Origin of the sequence: Bradyrhizobium sp. 956_D2_N1_4 (assembly GCF_052076025.1) — a bacterium.
In the GTDB taxonomy this organism is placed as follows: domain Bacteria; phylum Pseudomonadota; class Alphaproteobacteria; order Rhizobiales; family Xanthobacteraceae; genus Bradyrhizobium; species Bradyrhizobium barranii.
The window spans coordinates 144,083-162,217 of record NZ_CP197237.1 but is presented as its reverse complement, the minus strand read 5'-3'; the positions used below and the strand labels follow the sequence as shown (position 1 = coordinate 162,217).

Genomic DNA, 18,135 nt, shown 5'->3' with positions numbered 1-18,135 from the left:
CATTTTGCCTCACCGGCCATAAGGACGAAGCCAAATGCGTAGCGTTAAGTCTCTCCTTGCCGCAGGTGCGGCGACCCTCATCTCGTCGATGGCGTTCGCCGCCGATATGCCGATCGCCGCTCCGCCTCCCATGTACGCGCCGCCGGCTCCGCCCGCCGACTTCGGCGGCTGGTATCTCCGCGGCGACATCGGCATGACCAACCAGAGCGCCAAGCGGATCGACAGCGCGACCGCGCAGACGTTCCCGACCCAGACCGTGGGCCTCGGCTTCGACAGCTCGCCGCTGTTCGACCTCGGCGTTGGTTATCGCTTCAACAACTGGTTCCGCACCGACGTGATCGGCCAGTATCGCGGCAAGGCCAATCTGCACGGTTCGGACAATGTCACGCTCAGCGCGACCGACTTCGAAGCCAACAACTACTCCGGCAGCAAGTCCGAGTGGGTCGTCATGGCCAACGCCTATGTCGATCTCGGCACCTGGTGGTGCATCACCCCCTTCATCGGCGCCGGTGTCGGCGGTTCCTACAACAAGCTCAGCGGCTTCCGTGACGACGGCACCCGGATCAATCCCGGCGGGCTCTCCAACAGCGTGACCTACTTCGCCGACAACGGTAAGTGGAATTTCGCCTGGGCCGCCCATGCCGGTCTCGCCTACAAGGTCAGCCCCGGCCTCACCGTCGAACTCGCCTACAGCTACATGGATCTCGGCGACGCCAATCCCGGCAACTTCCGCGCCTACGACAACAGCATCTCGGGCCCGTCGACGATCAAGGTCAAGGACATCACCTCGCATGACGTGAAGCTCGGCGTGCGTTGGGATCTGAGCAGCCCGCCGGCCTACATGCCGCCGCCGCTCGTCACCAAGGGCTGATCGTCAGCTCCATCGCTTAACGTCTCTTAACGGCGCGGGATCATCCCGCGCCGTTTTGCTTTGCATATTTTTCATGGCGGGCGGCGACGAAAACGTCAGACGCAACCATTGGTTAAGGTTAACGAGCCATGATCACGAGTGAAAGTTCGAGTTCGATGGAGCGTTGCAATGCGTAGGCTGATGTTGGCGGCGGCGATGTTGGGGACGGCGTCTGCCGCGCAAGCGGCCGACATGCCGGATCTGCCCATCCTGCGCGGCTCGTTCACCGACGGCCTGACCAACTCGCGGCCGAATTGGGAGGGCGGCTACGTCGGCGCCCAGGCCGGTTACGGGGCCTCCGACGAGAACTTCAACGGTTCGACCAACAACATGATGGCGGCGCTGCTGGCCGACACGTTGATCGAGTCGGAAATGGGTGTCTCGCAGTGGAATCTGGGCCTCGGCAAGGCCTCCCGCCGCACCACCGGATACGGCTTCTTCGCCGGCTACAATGCCCAGTGGGACGATGTCGTCCTCAGCCTGGAAGCAAGCTACCTCCACGGCTCCTTCGGCGGATCGGCCACGGCCAGCGAAGCCCGCAGCAACCAATTGTCCGACGGTAACGTGCACTCGGTCACGGCGAGCTCGACGTCTTCGATCGCGATCAAGGATATGGCAACATTCCGCGGCAGGGCCGGTTATGCGTGGGGATGCTTCCTGCCCTACATGTTCGCCGGACTCGCGCTCGGAAATGCCGACATCACGCGGTCTGTGAGTGCGCAGGATTTCGTGACCCCGGCCGGCGTTCTGCAGGGGCCGATCTCCTCGACCGACGTGCAGCACAACCATCTGATCTACGGCTACAGCGCCGGTCTCGGCGTGGACATCAATCTCGTGGGCGGTCTCTTCATGCGCGCCGAGTGGGAATATATCCGCTTCGCCGCCCAAGTGGACACCAACATCAACACCGTTCGCGCGGGCCTCGGCTACAAGTTCTGATCTTGTGCGCCGGGGCAATTGACAGGCCCGGTCAGTCCTGATGCTCTGTCGCTCCAAAACGGGGCGACGGCGATGAAGATCTACGGCGACACGAATTCCGGCAATTGCCTCAAGGTGAAGTGGGTCTGCGACAAGCTCGCGCTGCCTTACCAATGGATCGAGATCGACACCCGCAAGGGCGAGACGCGCACGCCGCAATTCCTTAAAATGAACGGCGCCGGCCAGGTGCCGACCGTCGAACTCGACGACGGCCGCACGCTGGCGCAGTCCAATGCCATCATCCGCTATCTCGCCCGCGACAGCGCGCTCGTTCCGCGCGATGCCTTCACTGCGGCCAAGATGGACGAATGGCTGTTCTGGGAACAGTACAGCCACGAGCCCTATATCGCGGTGTGCCGCTTCCAGCTGGTCTATCTCGGCAAGGATGCGTCCGAGCTCGATCCTGACAAGGTCAAGCGCGGCTATGCGGCGCTCGACCGCATGGAGCAGCATCTTGCGGCGAGCCGCTTCCTCGCCGGCGACCTGATTTCGCTCGCCGACGTCTCGCTGCTCGCCTATACCCGCCTCGCGCATGAAGGTGGCTTCGATCTCGGCCGCCATGCCGCCATCCGCCGCTGGATCGGCGAGGCCGAAGCCTGGCTCGGCCTTCCACCGGCGCGCTGAGAGTCGCGCTGATTCTTGGAGTTTCCCGACATGAACGAGAAGTCCGTCTCCATCCGTCCCGCGCGCCGCGAGGACGTTGCGGCGATCGTCGCCATGCTTGCCGACGATCATCTCGGGCGTGCCCGCGAGCGCGTCGAGGATCCCTTGCCTGAGTCCTATTACCAGGCGTTCGAGCAGGTCGCGCGCGATCAAAATCTCACGCTCGTGGTGGCAGAGAGCGAGGGCAGGGTGGTCGGCTGCCTGCAGCTCGCGATCTTGCCGGGCATCAGCACGCAAGGCGGCATCCGCGGTCTGCTCGAAGATGTCCGCGTTGCTTCCGATTGTCGCAGCCGCGGCATCGGCGAGCAGCTGGTGCAATGGGCGGTCGCGGAAGCGAAAGCGCGCGGCTGCAATCTGGTCGAACTGCTGACGCATCAGACGCGAACAGATGCGCAGCGCTTCTACAAGCGGCTCGGGTTCGCTGCGAGTCACGTCGGCATGACTGTCCGCTTTTGACGCAGCTCGTCGCGAGCCTTGCGCGATCAGCAAATTCGGATCGCGCATTCGTTCATATTAAGAGCCGGTAAACTACCCAGCCGTCGTTCACGTTGAGCCGGGAACGAACGGTGCTACGGCAGCGTCAGACACCGGGCTCGGTCGGTTCGGGGATTTCGATGACAAGCTATTCCATGATCAAGGTCGGCAACGATTACGTCGTGCAGGCCAATGACAAATGCATTTTGAAAGTCGGCAGCCGCCGTCGTGCAGCGCAATTGATCAGCGATGCCACGGACTTGCTGAACGCGCTTGCCGTGGTGGAATCCCCCAAGATTGCGCCGGAAGCGCCTTCACTCCAGCGTGAGACGCCGGAACTTCCTTGACGACTCTTCCCGTTTCCCGTATCAGCCGCGGCGGGACACCTCCCCCCAACGGGAGGCTTACTATCTGGAAGGGTAGATCATGACTGTAGCGAAGCCCGCTTCGCGGCCGAACGTGCCGCATTTCTCCTCCGGCCCCTGCGCCAAGCGCCCCGGCTGGAACGCCCAAAATCTCAAGGACGCAGCGCTCGGCCGCTCGCATCGCGCGAAGGTCGGCAAGACCAAGCTCAAGCTCGCGATCGATCTGACGCGCGAAGTGCTTGAAGTGCCCGCCGATTATCGCATCGGCATCGTGCCGGCCTCCGACACCGGCGCGGTCGAGATGGCGCTGTGGTCGCTGCTCGGTGCACGGCCCGTCACCACGCTCGCCTGGGAATCCTTCGGCGAAGGTTGGGTCAGCGACATCGTCAAGGAATTGAAGCTTAAGGACGTCACCAAGCTCAACGCTGCTTACGGTGAGATCCCCGATCTCTCGAAGGTCGATCCCAACAGCGACGTCGTCTTCACCTGGAACGGCACCACCTCCGGCGTACGCGTGCCGAACGCCAACTGGATCAGCGCGACCCGCGAAGGCCTGACCATTTGCGACGCGACCTCGGCCGCGTTTGCGCAGCCGCTCGACTGGGCCAAGCTCGATGTCGTCACCTTCTCCTGGCAGAAGGCGCTCGGCGGTGAAGCCGCGCACGGCATGCTGATCCTGTCGCCCCGCGCAGTGGAGCGGCTCGAGACCTACAAGCCGGCCTGGCCGCTGCCAAAAATCTTCCGCATGACCAAGGGCGGCAAGATCAACGAAGGCATCTTCGTCGGCGAGACCATCAACACGCCGTCGATGCTGTGCGTCGAGGACTATCTCGATGCGCTGAACTGGGCCAAGTCGATCGGCGGCCTGAAGGCGCTGATCGCGCGCGCCGATGCCAACACCAAGGTGCTGGCCGACTGGAAGGCGAAGACGCCCTGGATCGACTTCCTGGCCAAGGACGCCGCCATCCGCTCCAACACCTCGGTGTGCCTGAAGTTCACCGATCCCGCGATCACCTCGCTCTCCGAGGACGCGCAGGCCGACTTCTCCAAGAAGCTGGTCGCGCTGGTCGAGAAGGAAGGCGCGGGCTACGACTTCGCCTACTACCGCGATGCACCGGCCGGCCTGCGCATCTGGTGCGGCGCCACCGTCGAGGCGAAGGACGTCGAGCTGCTCACGCAGTGGATCGACTGGGCGTTTGCCGAGACCAAGGCGCAGCTCGCCAAGGCGGCTTAGTTTTTTTCACCTCTCCCCGTTCTTGCGGGGAGAGGTCGGATCGCGCCTGGCGATGCGAACCATCGTCCAGCAGCAGTCCGGGTGAGGAGCTCTCTCCGCTTGCACCTTCGCCTGTGGCTGCCGCTCACCCCAACCCTCTCCCCGTAAGAACGGGGAGAGCGGGAAGACAAAGCTTCTTCACTCAATTCCGGCCGTCGCAGGCCGATCCTCCCGTTAGGGAAGGCGAAGGATCATCCCCATGACCAAACCCAAAGTTCTCATTTCCGACGCGCTCTCTCCCGCTGCCGTGCAGATCTTTAGGGATCGCGGCGTCGAGGTCGACTTCCAGCCCAATCTCGGCAAGGACAAGGACAAGCTTGCCGAGATCATCGGCAATTACGACGGTCTCGCGATCCGCTCCGCGACCAAGGCGACCGCAAAAATCCTGGAGAAGGCGACCAACCTCAAGGTGATCGGCCGCGCCGGCATCGGCGTCGACAATGTCGAGATTCCCGCCGCCACGGCCAAGGGCATCATCGTGATGAACACGCCGTTCGGCAATTCGATCACGACCGCCGAGCACGCCATCACGCTGATGCTGGCGCTCGCCCGCGAGATCCCGCAGGCCGACGCTTCGACCCAGGCCGGCAAGTGGGAGAAGAACCGCTTCATGGGCGTCGAGATCACCGGCAAGGTGCTCGGCGTCGTCGGTTGCGGCAACATCGGCTCGATCGTCGCCGACCGCGCGCTCGGCCTCCGCATGAAGGTCGTCGCCTTCGATCCGTTCCTGTCGCCGGAGCGCGCCAAGGACATCGGTGTCGAGAAGGTCGAGCTCGACGATCTCTTGAAGCGCGCCGATTTCATCACGCTGCACACCCCGCTCACCGAGAAGACCAAGAACATCATCGACGCATCCGCGATCGCCAAGATGAAGAAGGGCGTGCGCCTGATCAACTGTGCCCGCGGCGGCCTCGTCGACGAGCAGGCGGTGGTCGATGCGCTCAATTCCAAGCACATCGCGGGCGCCGCCTTCGACGTCTTCGTCGAGGAGCCCGCCAACGCGAACGTGCTGTTCGGCCATCCCAACGTGATCTGCACGCCGCATCTCGGCGCCTCCACCACGGAAGCGCAGGAGAACGTCGCGCTCCAGGTCGCCGAGCAGATGTCGGATTACCTGCTCACCGGCGCGATCTCGAACGCCGTCAACTTCCCGTCGATCACGGCGGAAGAGGCGCCGAAGCTGAAGCCGTTCATCTCGCTCGCCGAGAAGCTCGGCTCGTTCGCCGGCCAGCTCACCGAATCCGGCATCCTCAAGGTGCAGATCACCTATGAGGGCCACGTCGCCGAGATGAAGATCAAGGCGATCACCTCGGCCGTGCTGTCGGGCCTGCTGCGGCCGATGCTCGGCGAGGTCAACGTGGTGTCGGCCCCCGTCGTCGCCAAGGAGCGCGGCATGGTGGTGGACGAGATCGTGCGCGCCGCCCAGAGCGACTATGAGAGCCTGATTACCGTCACGGTGGCAACGGAGCGCCAAGAGCGCTCGGTCTCCGGCACCGTGTATCATGACGGCAAGCCGCGCCTCGTCGACGTCAAGGGCATCCGCGTCGACGCCGAGTTCGGCAAGTCGATGATCTACGTGACCAACGAGGACAAGCCGGGCTTCATCGGCAAGTTCGCGAGCCTCCTCGGCGACGCCAAGATCAACATCGCAACCTTCCATCTCGGCCGCGTCGCGCCGGGCTCCGATGCCATCGCGCTGATCGAGGTCGACGGCGTCGTGCCGCCCGATCTGCTCGCCAAGGTGCAGGCCCTGCCGCAGGTCAAGCAGGTCAAGGCACTGACGTTCTGAGGCGCTCGCGCGCCACGGAATGACGGCCGTCATATATTCCGACCTGCGGAACAACCACGCCGCCCTCCCGAGAGGGCGGCGTTTTTGTTGATGCTGCGGCCCGCTTTATTTCTCCCAAGCCAGTCGAACTTTGTGTACCAATGGCGCCCAAGAACGCCTCGTACCAACGCCTCCGTACCATTGTTCGAAAGGGAGAAAACAATGCGTGAAGCCGTCATCGTTTCCTATGCACGCACGGGCCTCGCCAAGTCCGGCCGCGGCGGGTTCAACATCACGCCGCCGATGTCGCTGGCCGCGCATGCCATTCATCACGCGGTCGACCGCGCCGGCGTCGAGAAGGACTATGTCGAGGATTGCTATCTCGGCAATTGCGCCCATGGCGCGCCGAACATCGGCCGCCAGGCCGCGCTGCTCGCCGGCCTGCCTACGACCACGGCCGGCGTTTCCGTGAACCGCTTCTGCTCGTCGGGCCTGCAGACCATCGCGATGGCCGCCAACTCGATCCGCTCCGACGGCGCCGACTGCATCGTTGCCGGCGGCGTCGAGAGCATCTCGATTCCGGGCGGCGGCTCGCCGAAGGAATCGATCGATCCGGAGTTGCTCAAGGTCGCGCCCGATATCTTCATGGCGATGATCGACACCGCTGACATCGTCGCCGAGCGCTACAAGCTCAGCCGCGAATACCAGGACGAGTTCTCGCTGGAATCGCAGCGCCGCATGGCCGCGGCCCAGCAGGCGAACAAGTTCAAGGACGAGATCGTCCCGATGAAGACCAGGATGAAGGTCGTCGACAAGCAGACCAAGGCGGAATCGATCGTCGACTACGTCGTCGATCGCGACGAGTGCAATCGCCCCGAGACCACGCTGGAAGGCCTCGCCAAGCTCGAGCCGGTGAAGGGCCCCGGTAAGTTCGTCACCGCCGGCAATGCCAGCCAACTCTCGGACGGCGCCGCCGCGGTGGTGCTGATGGAAGCCAAGGATGCCGAGAAGCGCGGCCTCAAGCCGCTCGGCCGGTTCGTCGCCTGGGCAACGGCCGGCTGCGAGCCCGACGAGATGGGCATCGGCCCGGTGTTCGCGATCCCGAAGCTGCTGAAGCGCACCGGCCTGAAGATCGACGACATCGATCTGTGGGAGCTCAACGAGGCCTTCGCCAGCCAGTGCCTCTACTCGCGCGACAAGCTCGGCATCGATCCCGCCAAGTACAACGTCAATGGCGGCTCGATCGCGATCGGTCATCCCTTCGGCATGACCGGCGCGCGTCTCACTGGCCACATCCTCCAGGAAGGTGCGCGCCGCAAGGCCAAGTGGGGCGTCGTGACCATGTGCATCGGCGGCGGCCAGGGCGGCGCCGGCCTGTTCGAGATCTACAGCTGAGATAAGCCACATGAATGTGAAAAGGCACGGCGCCGCAAGCGCCGTGCCTTTTTCGTTGCGGATCGATCGTCACGAAACTATACAGTTCGTGTCGGAAAAGGCAGATTTGGTCTGGTAAGCCCAAATCCTTTCGGTAACGAAAGCTCTGGTCTTTGGCCTTGTGCACGAGATCCCCGCGACGAACATCGGACGCCACCAGGGCGCCCAATCGTTCGTCCGTGTGATTCTCAAGCCCAGGGAACGCTCCGGTCGAACATCGACCTCAGGAGCGTCCCATGCACGATCAATCTTCGAATCCATACGACGTCGTCATTGCCGGTGCCGGTCCCGTCGGCCTGTTTCTCGCGTGCGAGTTGCGGCTCGCTGGTCTCCAGGTTCTGGTGCTGGAGCAATCGCAAGATTCGCATTCGGCCCTGAAGCAACTCCCGTTTGGCCTGCGCGGTCTTTCGCTCCCCACACTCGAGGCCTTTCACCGGCGCGGCCTGCTGGAACAGATTGTGGCCGCGCAGCAGCTTGCCTCAGGCGCGATCAAGAGCTCAGCCCACTGGATGCAGCAGACGCGACGGCCCGCGGGTCATTTCGCCGGCATCCAGTTCTATCAGGACAACATCGATGTCACGAAGTGGTCCTGGCGTCTGCCAACGTCGGCCGATGCCAACCTTGCCGTCGATATGGAAACGCTCGAATCCGTTCTGGCTGCGCGCGCATGCAGCATGGGCGTCGAGATCCGGCGCGGTTTTGGCGTGAATGCCGTTGTCGCCTCGAGCAAAGACGTGACAGTGCAGGCGGCCGGCGAGACCTTCCGGGCACGCTGGCTCGTCGGATGCGACGGCGCCCGCAGCACGGTACGCAAGACTGGCGGCTTTGACTTCGTCGGCACCGACCCCGAGTTCACGGGCTATTCCATCGATGTCGAGCTGGCCGATCCGGACAAGCTTCGTCACGGCCGCAACTACACGCTCGCCGGCATGTATACCTATGCGCAGCCCGGGACGATCGCGATGGTCGATTTCGACGGCGGAGCTTTCCACCGGACCGAGCCGATCACGCGCGAGCATGTGCAGAGCGTCCTGCGTCGCGTCTCCTGCACCGACGTCACCGTCACGGCGCTTCGGCTCGCCGCCACCTGGACGGATCGGGCCCATCAGGCAACCACGTATCGCAGAGGGCGGGTGCTCCTCGCGGGCGACGCTGCTCACATCCATTCGCCGCTGGGCGGCCAGGGCCTCAATCTCGGTCTCGGCGATGCGATGAACCTGGGCTGGAAACTGGCGGCGACGATCCGCAGGCAAGCACCGGCCGATCTCCTCGACAGCTATTCGCGCGAGCGGCATCCTGTGGGCGCGCAAATCCTCGACTGGTCGCGCGCGCAGGTCGCGATCATGCGGCCGACGCCGAGCGCCCGCGCACTTCAGGCCATCATTCGCGATCTCGTCGAGACCCGCGACGGTGCCACCTATTTCGCCGAGCGCGTGCGCGGCGTTTCGCTCCGCTACGATCTCGGTGGCAGCCATCCGCTTGTCGGCCGGAGTGCTCCCGATTTCGAATTGCGCGACGGGACGACGGTTGGAGAACGCCTCAGGACGTCGAAAGGCCTGCTGCTGGATTTCGACGCGCGTTCACCGCTTCAGGCGCTGGCAAGTCGCTGGGGCGACCGGATCACCTATGTCGCGAGCGAGGCGAGGGATCGGCTGGGTCTGAGCGCCGTGCTGCTGCGTCCCGATGGCTTCGTCGCGTGGGCCAGTGACGGCATATCCGACGATAAGGAGGCTGCTCAGGCGGCGGCGAGATGGTTCGGTGACCCCACGATCACGTCTGCGTAGCCCGCATGCGCGGAGCGATATGCGGGACCTTCCCGGGTATCGCTTCGCTCACCTCGGCTACGTAGCTGTTCCGCCGCCCCTACGCCCCCACCGCCGCCGGTGCGAACACCACCTCGATCAGCGTGCCGGAATTGGCCGCGCTCTTGATGTTGAACCTGGCGCGGTTGGCTTCGACCAGGGCCTTGGTCAGTGACAGGCTGAGCGCCGAACTGTCCGCGGCATCGCCGGGCGGTGGCGTCCGGAACGGCTCCATCGCGGCGGCGACCTCGCGCTCGCTCAGGCCGTGGCCGGTGTCGCGGATGCGCAGGGCAATCTCGCCGCGGTCGGTGAGCGCGGTCGAGACGATGACCTGGCCGCCGGCGCTGGCGAGCCGGATCGAGTTCGAGATCAGGTTCATGGTGATCTGCCGCATCGCGCGCGCGTCCACGCTCACCTGCGGCAACGCATGCCCGAGCGAGGTACGGATGATGATGCGCTCGCGGTTGGCCTGCGGCTGCATCACCGTGACACAGGCTTCGACGAGATCGTTGAGATTGAGGTTGGCGAAATTGAGATCGAGCTTGCCGGTCTCGATCCGCGACAGCTCCAGGAGATCGTTGATGATGGTGATGACGCGCTCGCCGGAGGCGCGGATGTCCTTCATGTATTCGCCGTAGCGCTCGTTGCCGAGGGTGCCGAAGCGCTCGGAGATCATCACCTCGGCAAAGCCGATGATGGCGTTGAGCGGCGTGCGGATCTCGTGGCTGATCCGCGCCAGCATGTCGGCCTTGGCATTCGCCGCGCCGTCGGCGAGACGGCGGGCGTTCTTGAGCTCGCTCTCGCCCTTCTTGCTCTGCGAGAGGTCGCGGAACACGGCGAAGAAGTTCGGGCCGTCGGGCCTGGTGCGGCCCATGATCATGGCGAGCGGAATGACGCCGCCCTTCTTCTCGCGCCCCAGCACCTCGCGGCCGTGGTCGAGCAGGCTCGCGATGTCCTGGCTCTTGAGGCTTTCGAGATAGTCGACCACGATTTGCTGGCTCTCCGGCGCGAACAGCGTCACCAGGTTCCGCTGCATCAGCGCTTCGCCGTCATAGCCGAACAGCGCTTCCGCGCTGCGGTTGCAGGCGTGGATGTTGCCTTCGGCATCGAACATGACGATGCCCTCGGCGGTGGTGTCGAGGATCGCGGCGAGATCCTGGGCGTCGGCATCGCCGGCCTCGGGCTCGAGTTCGGGCGCGTAGGGGAAGGATTCCGCGACGACGGGTTCGACGACGACAGGCGGCACGATGACTGGCGCAGCAACGACGGGCGCCGCTTGCGGCAGCGCGCAGATCAGCGCATGCGCGCTCGCGCCGTCCCAGTCGATCGTGTGCAGATGCGCTTCGGTGGTCGGAAGCGGCTCTTCGCCGTTCGCCACCGTCGCGCTGATCGTCACCGGCGTGCCGGCTTGCGACGTGCTGCTCGCCGACGATACGCCGGGCTCGACGTAGAGCGCATCGAGCCCGCCGGCATCCTCGAGCGCGCCCAGGCTGGAATAGCCCATGCGCGCGAGGAAGGCGGGGTTGGCGTAGAGCAGCCGGTCGAGCCGGTAGATCAAAATGCCCGTCGGCAGCAAATCGAGCAGCGCGCGGTCGCGCATGCTGTGGCCCTGCGCGGGCGGCGCCGGTTCAGTCAGCCATTCGGCTGGCACGTGCGGCGCCTCGGGCTCCGGCATCGAAGGTTCGGGCGCGGTTCCCGCCATCGGCGGCTCGGCCGTGACGGCGGCGATGGTCTCGCGTTCGCGTTCGAGCCGCTCGGACAATTGCCGGGCGAGCTCGTTGAACGCGCTGTTCTCGACCGGAGTCAGCGTCGGCGATCGCGCATCGCCGGGCGGGCGGAACGGCACGACATTGGGAGGCGTTTCCACTGATGTTTCCGGATCGGTTGGATGTGAATTCGCGTCGGCTACGGGTTCGGGCAGTTCGGGTTCAGGTGTTGGCTCAGGCTCAGGCTCGGGTGCGGGCGGCTCGATTGGCGGAGGCGGTGCCTCCGCCACGGGCTCCGGCTCGGGATCGGGATCGAGTTCGACGACGTCGGCAGAGAGGCCGTGCTGTGCGGGCGGCGCGGCGAGCAGCTCAAAGCGCCTGAGCGCATCGAGCCGGTTCAGTCCGTCGAGATCGCGACAGACGCCAAAACCCCTAAAGCCCGCGAAATTGCGCTCGCGGTCGTAGACCGGCAGGCCCGCGAGTTCGACCGGCAGATGCTCGCCGCCATCGGCCGGCCAGTTCACGGTGATCCCGGCCCAGGTGTCGTGGCTTGCAAGCGCCTGCGCCACGCGGCCATCAGGGTCGAGTGCAAACTCGTCGGCGATCTCGCGCCAGGGGCGGCCGAAGCCGGCGGCGGTGTGCGCGCCGATCAGGTGGATGAACTCGTCTGAGCCGAGCACAAAGCGCCCCTCCGCATCCACCTGCCACAGGAAGCGCAGCGGATGCTGACGCGGTGCGGACGGCTCCGCTGGCGGCGGTTCGACCATGTGTGAGGTGATCGGCGCGGCCTGCGGCGACACAATGGCCTCTCGCGGGTTTTCAACCGGAGTTTTGGGCGCGGCGTCGATCGCTTCGCTGACAGTGTCCTGGACAGGCGCTTCGGCCGCCTCCGGGATCGTGACGACCTCCGGCATCGCGTCGCTCGCGGCGTGCGCGTCCGCGATCGCCGCTGATGGCGGGACGGTCTCGGCCGGAGCCGGCGTTTCGACCGGCTCGGCGAATGCGTCGAACAGCGCGATTTCGGATGCGGCCTCGTTCGGCCGCGCAGGCTGCGCATGGTCTGGCACCGCAGCCGGAGGGACCGGCGGAGCGTCGGGCGCGGGCTGAGCATCTTGTTCGCGCGCGCTATTCCCTTCGACAGCGGGCGCCGCCGGCCGGGCGGCCGGCTCGATCAGCGCGACCAGGCCGACATCAGCGCCGATGCCGACCCGTTGCAGCACCATCTGGCCGATGCCGATCGGCGTCTCGGCGCGGCCTTTCGCCAGCGCATCGCTGCGGGCCTGGTCAAGACCGGCATCGCCGAGATCGCGGAAGCCGAGCAGGGAGCGGGCGGCTTCGCTGGCGCCGACGAACAGGCCGTCGGGCGCGAACGCCGCCATCGGCACCCTGGCGCCCTCGACGAGACGATGCAGGCGTTCGACCAGTGGCATGGAGCGCAGCGTCGGATCCATCGCGGTGACGAGCACGCCGGAGCTTCCATCGGCGAAGTCGAGACGGGCGCAGGCGCAGGTCATCAGCATGCCCAAGCGGGCGCCGAAGCCGTGCAGCCGTTCCAGCCTGATCGCGCCGTTCGGCGCCAGCCGGCGCGCGAGCCGGGCGACCTGGCGGCGATGGCTGTCGGCCGGGCCGAAGGTCCTGTCCGCGAGCGCTGTGCCATGGGCCGCGCCGAACAGCCTTGCGCCGACCGGATTGGCCCAGAGCACGCGCGTGCCGTCGATCGACCAGAGCCAGGCGGGCAACGGAGAGGTCGCGTGCACGGCCAGCCGGGGATCGCCCACGCCTCGCAACTGGAAATCCGAACTCGTCATCCGACCGGCTTCAAGTCTCGCTTGTCAACATCAGGGTGCAAGGCTGCCGGAATGACAGCCTTAAGAAAGGGTTAGTATCGCGCGCAGGCGCAGGCAGGTCCACGGCTCCGGTCTACACGGCCAAGCCTAAAGCCGCGATAACCTTAATGTAGCCGCCCCCGCAAGCTGCAGCCCAACGGCATCCGCAGGATTCGCGGGCGGGCTGCGCGGCGATGGATGCGGCCAAGCCCAAGCCCTGAGACTTTGCCGAAAGAGCAGGCTGGCGCGGCATCACAGGTGCCCATCCTCCCCTGGAGGGGGAGGATCGGTTCGCATGCAGCGAAGCGCAATGCGAACCGAGGTGGGGTGACAGCCTCTCAATGGAGGCGGTGCTCGAGTGGAGAGATCACCCCACCCCGCTCGCGCTTCGCGCGATCGACCCCCGAGCGAGCTCCGCTCGTCTCGACCCCTCCAGGGGAGGGTAAGAGAGCGGCCACAGCAGGCACCAGACTACCTCAACCCAGGGTTCCCTCATGCGGAACCCTCATCCTGACCGCGATTAAATTTCGCGGCGCAGCCCGGATCACGTTTGCGTTGCACAATGTTGACATCTTAGGCGGCGATAGTGATGGGCGCTGGGCGAGCCATCTTTTTGTATCGCGTTCCAGTGTTCGTTCCCGCTGAATTTGAGGCCTAGGTCGGGGCCGGCGGGCGCGCCAGAAGGCTCACTCCATTTTTTCTTTATCGTGAGGGACATCATGACAGGTGCGACTGATCCGTTTTCTGCCTCGATCATTCCGTTCGAGGTTCCCGAGCAGATGCGTGCGTTCGCCGAAAAGGGCGTGTCGCAGGCCCGCGAGAGCTACGCCAAGTTCAAGGACGCGGCCGAGACCCACAACGGCACCGTTGAGGCCGTGTTCACCTCCGCCAACAAGGGCGCGAGCGAGTACACCGCCAAGCTGGTGGAGTTCATGAAGGCCAACACCAGCGCCCAGCTGGACTTCGCCCAGCAGCTGTTCGGCCTCAAGTCGCCGGCGGAAGCGCTGGAGCTGTGGACCGGCCACACCCGCACCCAGCTCGAGACCTTCCAGTCCCAGGCCAAGGAGCTGGCCGAGCTGACCCAGCGCGTCGCCGCCGAGACCGTCGAGCCGATCAAGGCCTCTGCCTCGAAGTTCTACAAGCCCGCCGCCTGATTAGGCCGGCTGGTTTAAATTAAGAAACCCGGGCCTAGAGCCCGGGTTTTGCTTTGGAAATAACCTCGTCGGAAGCGCGATTCTCGGGTTTTGCGGCCTTGCCAAAAACGCCCGTTGCACCTAGTTTCCGCCCCGTCCAGCCCCCCTTAGGTCGACGGCCCGTCCAGGCGCCCAAGGCGGCTCGCAAGGATGCAGTTGTAGCTCAGTTGGTTAGAGCGCCTGTCTGTGGAACAGGAGGTCGGTGGTTCGAGCCCACCCAACTGTACCAAGATTGCGGATAACACCGCGTTCCCAGCATCTTACTGATAGACCAGCAGGATTTGCGCCGCCTAAAATACAAAAGGCTGCACAAATGGCGTTGCGAATGGTCGCGTTGAATCGAGCCGCAGATGGTCGGTGGTTCGCCCGTAAGGGCATCCCCGAGGACGTACGCGAGGACTACCAACGGCTCTATGGGCACAAGCGCGAGGCGCACCTCAAGCTTCCGGCCGGTACGCCTAAGCACGAAGCCAAGGCCCGCCTCGGAGAGTGGGAGGCCGAGGTCGAAACCCGCATCGCGACCCTGCGAGCCCAAAGGAATGGCGAGGGTCAACCACTCACCAAGCTCAACGCAATCGCGCTTGCGGGCCGTTGGTACAACTGGTTCGTGAAGCTGCACGAGGCCGATCCAGGGAAGCCAAAGTACTGGCGGGACTTCAGCGATCACGTCGTGTGGAATGTGATCCGCCCAGAGGCGCCTGACGAGTACGAAGAGGATCCAGGGTCCGACCCTCACGCAGATTGGCAATATGACCCAGAGGTGCGGGAAGCCGTGAGGCCGCAGATTGCCGAATTGGCGCGGGTCGCAACCTTCCTCGCCAACGAGGGGAAGGCGTTGAACCTTACCGCGCATGCGCTGTTCGTGGACGCTGTCAGCGACAATCTGTTGCCCGCAATCCAGCTATTGGAGAAGCGCGCGAATGGCGACTACGCCCGTGACGAGAGGCCCGATACCTTCCCGTCGTTCGCAGACGGGGCGCCGCGCTCGCCCAGTGTGAGTTGCTGGGAGCTTTTTGAGGCTTTCGTGCTTGCAACAAAGCCGGCGCCGAAGACGGTGACCCGTTGGCGGGCCGTTTTCCTTGAGATGCAGCGAGAGTGGTCCCTCCGACCTAGCTCCGGAAGGCCTAGCATGTAGAACGCCGGGCGCACGTTTTAAGGCCGCTAGACCCCTTCCGCCCTCGGCGAAATCATCACCGATACGAGTTTCGAAACGTGTATCCGGGTTGTGGTGGATCAGTTGCTGACCTTGATTGCTGATGATGATCGAAGTGTGCTCAATTGAAAACGCGCTTTGCCATTTCATCGAATGGGACAGCAGTGCTCGCTTGAAGAGCATCGCCGCCAGTCACATCTCATAGGGATCGGGGATCGTTGGCCCGGCACACTGGCAACGCACCCACCGGCCCTCATTGAAGGTCGCGTGCGTCCAATAAGAGCGAGTACGGGCTGCGTTCGAGCACCGCTCGACACAGTACCTCTACGCAAACGCAACGGCACGAGCCGTCGAGGGAGACCTTGGCGGCTTTTGCGTGTGGCAGGCCTCCTGTGATTGACAGTTGAGCGAACCCGTGTCGACCCTTCGGCGCTGTCTGTGGGAACAGGAGGTCGGTGGTTCGAGCCCACCCAACTGTACCACCGTTGCGGATAAGTCCGCTTTCCCAGCAACTTACTGATAGGCCTGATGTATTTGCGCCGCCTAAAATACAAAAGGCGCTACAAATGGCATTGCGGATGGTTGAGTTAGTTCGAGCGAAGGGTGGCGGCTTTATCGCTCGAAAAGGTATCCCGGCCGATGTGCGCGACGACTATGGGCGCTTGTATGGGGTGCGCTGGGAAGCTCAGCTTCGGATACCGAGCGGGACGCCAATCCCCTTTGCGAAGTCACAGCACGGCGAGTGGTTAGCTGAGATTGAGACCCGTATCGCTGCATTACGGGCGCATAGGAATGGCGAAGGCCCGCCTCTCACCCGGCTTAACGCTATAGCGCTCGCTGGGCGCTGGTACGTTTGGTTCGTGAAGCAGCACGAGGCCAATCCTGGTCCCGCGAAATACTGGCGGGAGTTCGGTGACCATCTCGTGTGGAAGGTCATCTACCCCGAGGCGCCCGATAGCTACCACGAAGGCCCTTATATGGACAGCTTTGCAACCTGGTTGTAACTTTCCAAAGGTTGACGTTCGGAGGAACGGTGGACGGTGGCAGACACGCCCCTAAACGACGCTCCGAAGTTGAACGATAGCAAATCCGCATCGTTCTCCACTCGTCTGCGTCTTCGCCTTGGGAAACTCGGCGCGATCATTGCGTCCGTTGCTGCGGTTGGTGCTGTGGTCGGCGGGCTCGCGGGCTACTGGCACGCGTGGGACATTTTGCACAGCCACGTCGGCAGAGATACGACCACGACCACGACTGCCGCGTCCACCGGTCTGATCGTCTCGAAGGGGCCTTCAGTAGCTGTATTGCCTGTTTCGAGCCCCATTGCCGCGCCGGGGCTTGGTTCGTTTGCCGACAGGGTAACCCAACAACTTGCATCCTCCCTCGGGAGGTTCAGCACTTTGCGAGTGATACCGCGCGCAACCGCTGCAAACTTTCTAAAGGAAGGTGATGATGCCATCAAAGCGGCCCGGAAGGCGCAAGTCGACTATCTGGTGAGCGGTGAGGTTCACCCATTGGGCGGCGGTGCTCGCGCGAATATCCACGTTTCGGACCTGCGCACTGGTACAGAGATTTGGTCGAAGTCCTTCGATGCGAATGCCGAAGGCGTGCAAACGGAAACGTCCGCGTACGAAATTGGCGACGCCGCCGCCGTGCAGATTGGTGGCTACCCCGGCGCAATTATGAACGCAGATTACTCGCAATCCCAGAACAAGCCGGTCTTCGAACTCAGTCCATATGAATGTATTGTTCATGCGGTAGTCGGGTCTGTACGTGGATTGTCATCCGCAATTCTGAAAGCGTTAGAGTGCTCCAAGCGACTTACCGAGCGACAGCCGAATAACGCATTCGCGTGGTCAGCACGCGCCACTGTTCTTTTTAACCAAAGAAGCATGGGGATCGGTCTACCTTCCGACCAAATTCAACACACCGATAAGCGTCTGTATTTGAACGAGGAAATCTTACGGGGCGCGACACGCGCCGTTGAGCTTGCACCCGACGATGCGTTCGCTCAAAGAACCTACGCTCTGGCGATGAGTACCAAATGTCAAATCCACCTGTACCGACAAGAATTGGAAAAGGCCCTCGCGCTCAATTCCAACGATGCGCGAACCCTCTCAGGAGGTATGTGGCTCGCCTTCATGGGGGACTGGGATGACGGGACCGCAATGGCCGAAAAGGCCATTCGCTTGGCGGGTCCCAATGCCTCGTTTGCTTGGTGGTTAGCGCCCGCAAAGCGACACTGGTGGAAAGGCGAATATCAACAGGCGCTTGAGGATTTCCGGCACGCCTACCTTGAGGGTTTTTGGCTCAGTCATCTCGATCAGGCGTACGCGCTGCCGTTTCTCGGTCGGTTCGACGAGGCCAAGGCGGAGGTCGGAAAGCTGCTGAAATTGCGCCCGGATTTCACCATTCGCGAGGCCGACAGTTATTATCGAATGTTCTGCTTTCAGCCCGAATACATCGAGAAGATGAACAGCGCGCTACGGCAGGCAGGGCTGCCAGAATAGAGAGGAAGCTCTGGGAGCCGGCGCACAGCAGGCAAGTGCCTTCCCTATTAGATGGTCGTGAAGCTTCAGTGCCAGTCGTGCTC

General features: G+C 63.8%; 14 protein-coding genes and 1 tRNA gene. 14 read left to right on the top strand and 1 reads right to left on the bottom strand.

Going from position 1 to position 18,135, the window contains the following annotated elements:
- Positions 1 to 34: 34 nt before the first annotated feature.
- The 9 genes from AB7535_RS00775 to AB7535_RS00735 all read left to right on the top strand — a co-directional run bounded on the left by AB7535_RS00775 (position 35) and on the right by AB7535_RS00735 (position 9,649).
- Positions 35 to 871 carry an outer membrane protein gene (locus tag AB7535_RS00775; protein ID WP_028151808.1) on the top strand — a complete coding sequence of 279 codons (837 nt, stop codon included), beginning with the start codon at positions 35 to 37 and terminating at the stop codon, positions 869 to 871.
- A 168-nt stretch (positions 872 to 1,039) separates the two neighbouring features.
- Positions 1,040 to 1,849: an outer membrane protein gene (locus tag AB7535_RS00770; protein ID WP_193560917.1), complete on the top strand. Its 810-nt coding sequence runs from the start codon at positions 1,040 to 1,042 to the stop codon at positions 1,847 to 1,849.
- 72 nt (positions 1,850 to 1,921) lie between these two features.
- Positions 1,922 to 2,512 carry a glutathione S-transferase family protein gene (locus tag AB7535_RS00765; RefSeq protein ID WP_085399312.1) on the top strand — a complete coding sequence of 197 codons (591 nt, stop codon included), beginning with the start codon at positions 1,922 to 1,924 and terminating at the stop codon, positions 2,510 to 2,512.
- Between the two features lie 30 nt (positions 2,513 to 2,542).
- Entirely contained in the window at positions 2,543 to 3,007 is a 465-nt protein-coding gene (locus AB7535_RS00760) for a GNAT family N-acetyltransferase (protein ID WP_085399313.1), read from the top strand.
- A gap of 173 nt (positions 3,008 to 3,180) precedes the next feature.
- Entirely contained in the window at positions 3,181 to 3,372 is a 192-nt protein-coding gene (locus tag AB7535_RS00755; protein WP_014492058.1) for a hypothetical protein, read from the top strand.
- A gap of 79 nt (positions 3,373 to 3,451) precedes the next feature.
- Positions 3,452 to 4,624, top strand: a complete 1,173-nt coding sequence (locus AB7535_RS00750) for a phosphoserine transaminase (protein ID WP_085399314.1) — start codon at positions 3,452 to 3,454, stop codon at positions 4,622 to 4,624.
- A 238-nt stretch (positions 4,625 to 4,862) separates the two neighbouring features.
- A complete protein-coding gene (gene serA, locus AB7535_RS00745; protein WP_085399315.1) occupies positions 4,863 to 6,452 on the top strand; it encodes a phosphoglycerate dehydrogenase in 1,590 nt (529 codons plus the stop codon).
- Between the two features lie 201 nt (positions 6,453 to 6,653).
- Complete coding sequence (locus AB7535_RS00740) at positions 6,654 to 7,826, top strand: thiolase family protein (RefSeq protein WP_085399316.1); 1,173 nt, start codon at positions 6,654 to 6,656, stop codon at positions 7,824 to 7,826.
- Between the two features lie 275 nt (positions 7,827 to 8,101).
- The gene (locus AB7535_RS00735; protein WP_085399317.1) at positions 8,102 to 9,649 is read left to right on the top strand and encodes an FAD-dependent monooxygenase; all 1,548 of its coding nucleotides are present in this window, start codon (positions 8,102 to 8,104) and stop codon (positions 9,647 to 9,649) included.
- A gap of 79 nt (positions 9,650 to 9,728) precedes the next feature.
- Here the strand turns inward: AB7535_RS00735 and AB7535_RS00730 are convergent, their stop codons facing one another.
- Positions 9,729 to 13,181 carry a PAS domain-containing protein gene (locus tag AB7535_RS00730; protein ID WP_354080188.1) on the bottom strand — a complete coding sequence of 1,151 codons (3,453 nt, stop codon included), beginning with the start codon at positions 13,179 to 13,181 and terminating at the stop codon, positions 9,729 to 9,731.
- Between the two features lie 737 nt (positions 13,182 to 13,918).
- Between AB7535_RS00730 and AB7535_RS00725 the strand changes: the two genes are divergently transcribed.
- The 5 genes from AB7535_RS00725 (at position 13,919) to AB7535_RS00705 (ending at position 18,052) form a co-directional block, all read left to right on the top strand.
- Positions 13,919 to 14,353, top strand: coding sequence for a phasin (locus AB7535_RS00725; protein WP_063985516.1), 435 nt, complete (start codon positions 13,919 to 13,921; stop codon positions 14,351 to 14,353).
- A 191-nt stretch (positions 14,354 to 14,544) separates the two neighbouring features.
- Positions 14,545 to 14,621 (top strand) — tRNA-His (locus AB7535_RS00720).
- A gap of 96 nt (positions 14,622 to 14,717) precedes the next feature.
- Entirely contained in the window at positions 14,718 to 15,527 is an 810-nt protein-coding gene (locus tag AB7535_RS00715; protein WP_135216031.1) for a hypothetical protein, read from the top strand.
- A gap of 584 nt (positions 15,528 to 16,111) precedes the next feature.
- Entirely contained in the window at positions 16,112 to 16,549 is a 438-nt protein-coding gene (locus AB7535_RS00710) for a hypothetical protein (RefSeq protein WP_439037204.1), read from the top strand.
- 36 nt (positions 16,550 to 16,585) lie between these two features.
- Entirely contained in the window at positions 16,586 to 18,052 is a 1,467-nt protein-coding gene (locus AB7535_RS00705; protein WP_144030685.1) for a tetratricopeptide repeat protein, read from the top strand.
- Positions 18,053 to 18,135 lie beyond the last annotated feature (83 nt).

Excerpts from the sequence above, each read along its gene's own strand:
- AB7535_RS00775 (WP_028151808.1), top strand. The coding sequence starts at position 35 with ATGCGTAGCGTTAAGTCTCTCCTTGCCGCAGGTGCGGCGACCCTCATC.
- AB7535_RS00770 (WP_193560917.1), top strand. The coding sequence starts at position 1,040 with ATGCGTAGGCTGATGTTGGCGGCGGCGATGTTGGGGACGGCGTCTGCC.
- AB7535_RS00765 (WP_085399312.1), top strand. The coding sequence starts at position 1,922 with ATGAAGATCTACGGCGACACGAATTCCGGCAATTGCCTCAAGGTGAAG.
- AB7535_RS00760 (WP_085399313.1), top strand. The coding sequence starts at position 2,543 with ATGAACGAGAAGTCCGTCTCCATCCGTCCCGCGCGCCGCGAGGACGTT.
- AB7535_RS00755 (WP_014492058.1), top strand. The coding sequence starts at position 3,181 with ATGATCAAGGTCGGCAACGATTACGTCGTGCAGGCCAATGACAAATGC.
- AB7535_RS00750 (WP_085399314.1), top strand. The coding sequence starts at position 3,452 with ATGACTGTAGCGAAGCCCGCTTCGCGGCCGAACGTGCCGCATTTCTCC.
- serA (WP_085399315.1), top strand. The coding sequence starts at position 4,863 with ATGACCAAACCCAAAGTTCTCATTTCCGACGCGCTCTCTCCCGCTGCC.
- AB7535_RS00740 (WP_085399316.1), top strand. The coding sequence starts at position 6,654 with ATGCGTGAAGCCGTCATCGTTTCCTATGCACGCACGGGCCTCGCCAAG.
- AB7535_RS00735 (WP_085399317.1), top strand. The coding sequence starts at position 8,102 with ATGCACGATCAATCTTCGAATCCATACGACGTCGTCATTGCCGGTGCC.
- AB7535_RS00730 (WP_354080188.1), bottom strand. The coding sequence starts at position 13,181 with ATGACGAGTTCGGATTTCCAGTTGCGAGGCGTGGGCGATCCCCGGCTG.
- AB7535_RS00725 (WP_063985516.1), top strand. The coding sequence starts at position 13,919 with ATGACAGGTGCGACTGATCCGTTTTCTGCCTCGATCATTCCGTTCGAG.
- AB7535_RS00715 (WP_135216031.1), top strand. The coding sequence starts at position 14,718 with ATGGTCGCGTTGAATCGAGCCGCAGATGGTCGGTGGTTCGCCCGTAAG.
- AB7535_RS00710 (WP_439037204.1), top strand. The coding sequence starts at position 16,112 with ATGGCATTGCGGATGGTTGAGTTAGTTCGAGCGAAGGGTGGCGGCTTT.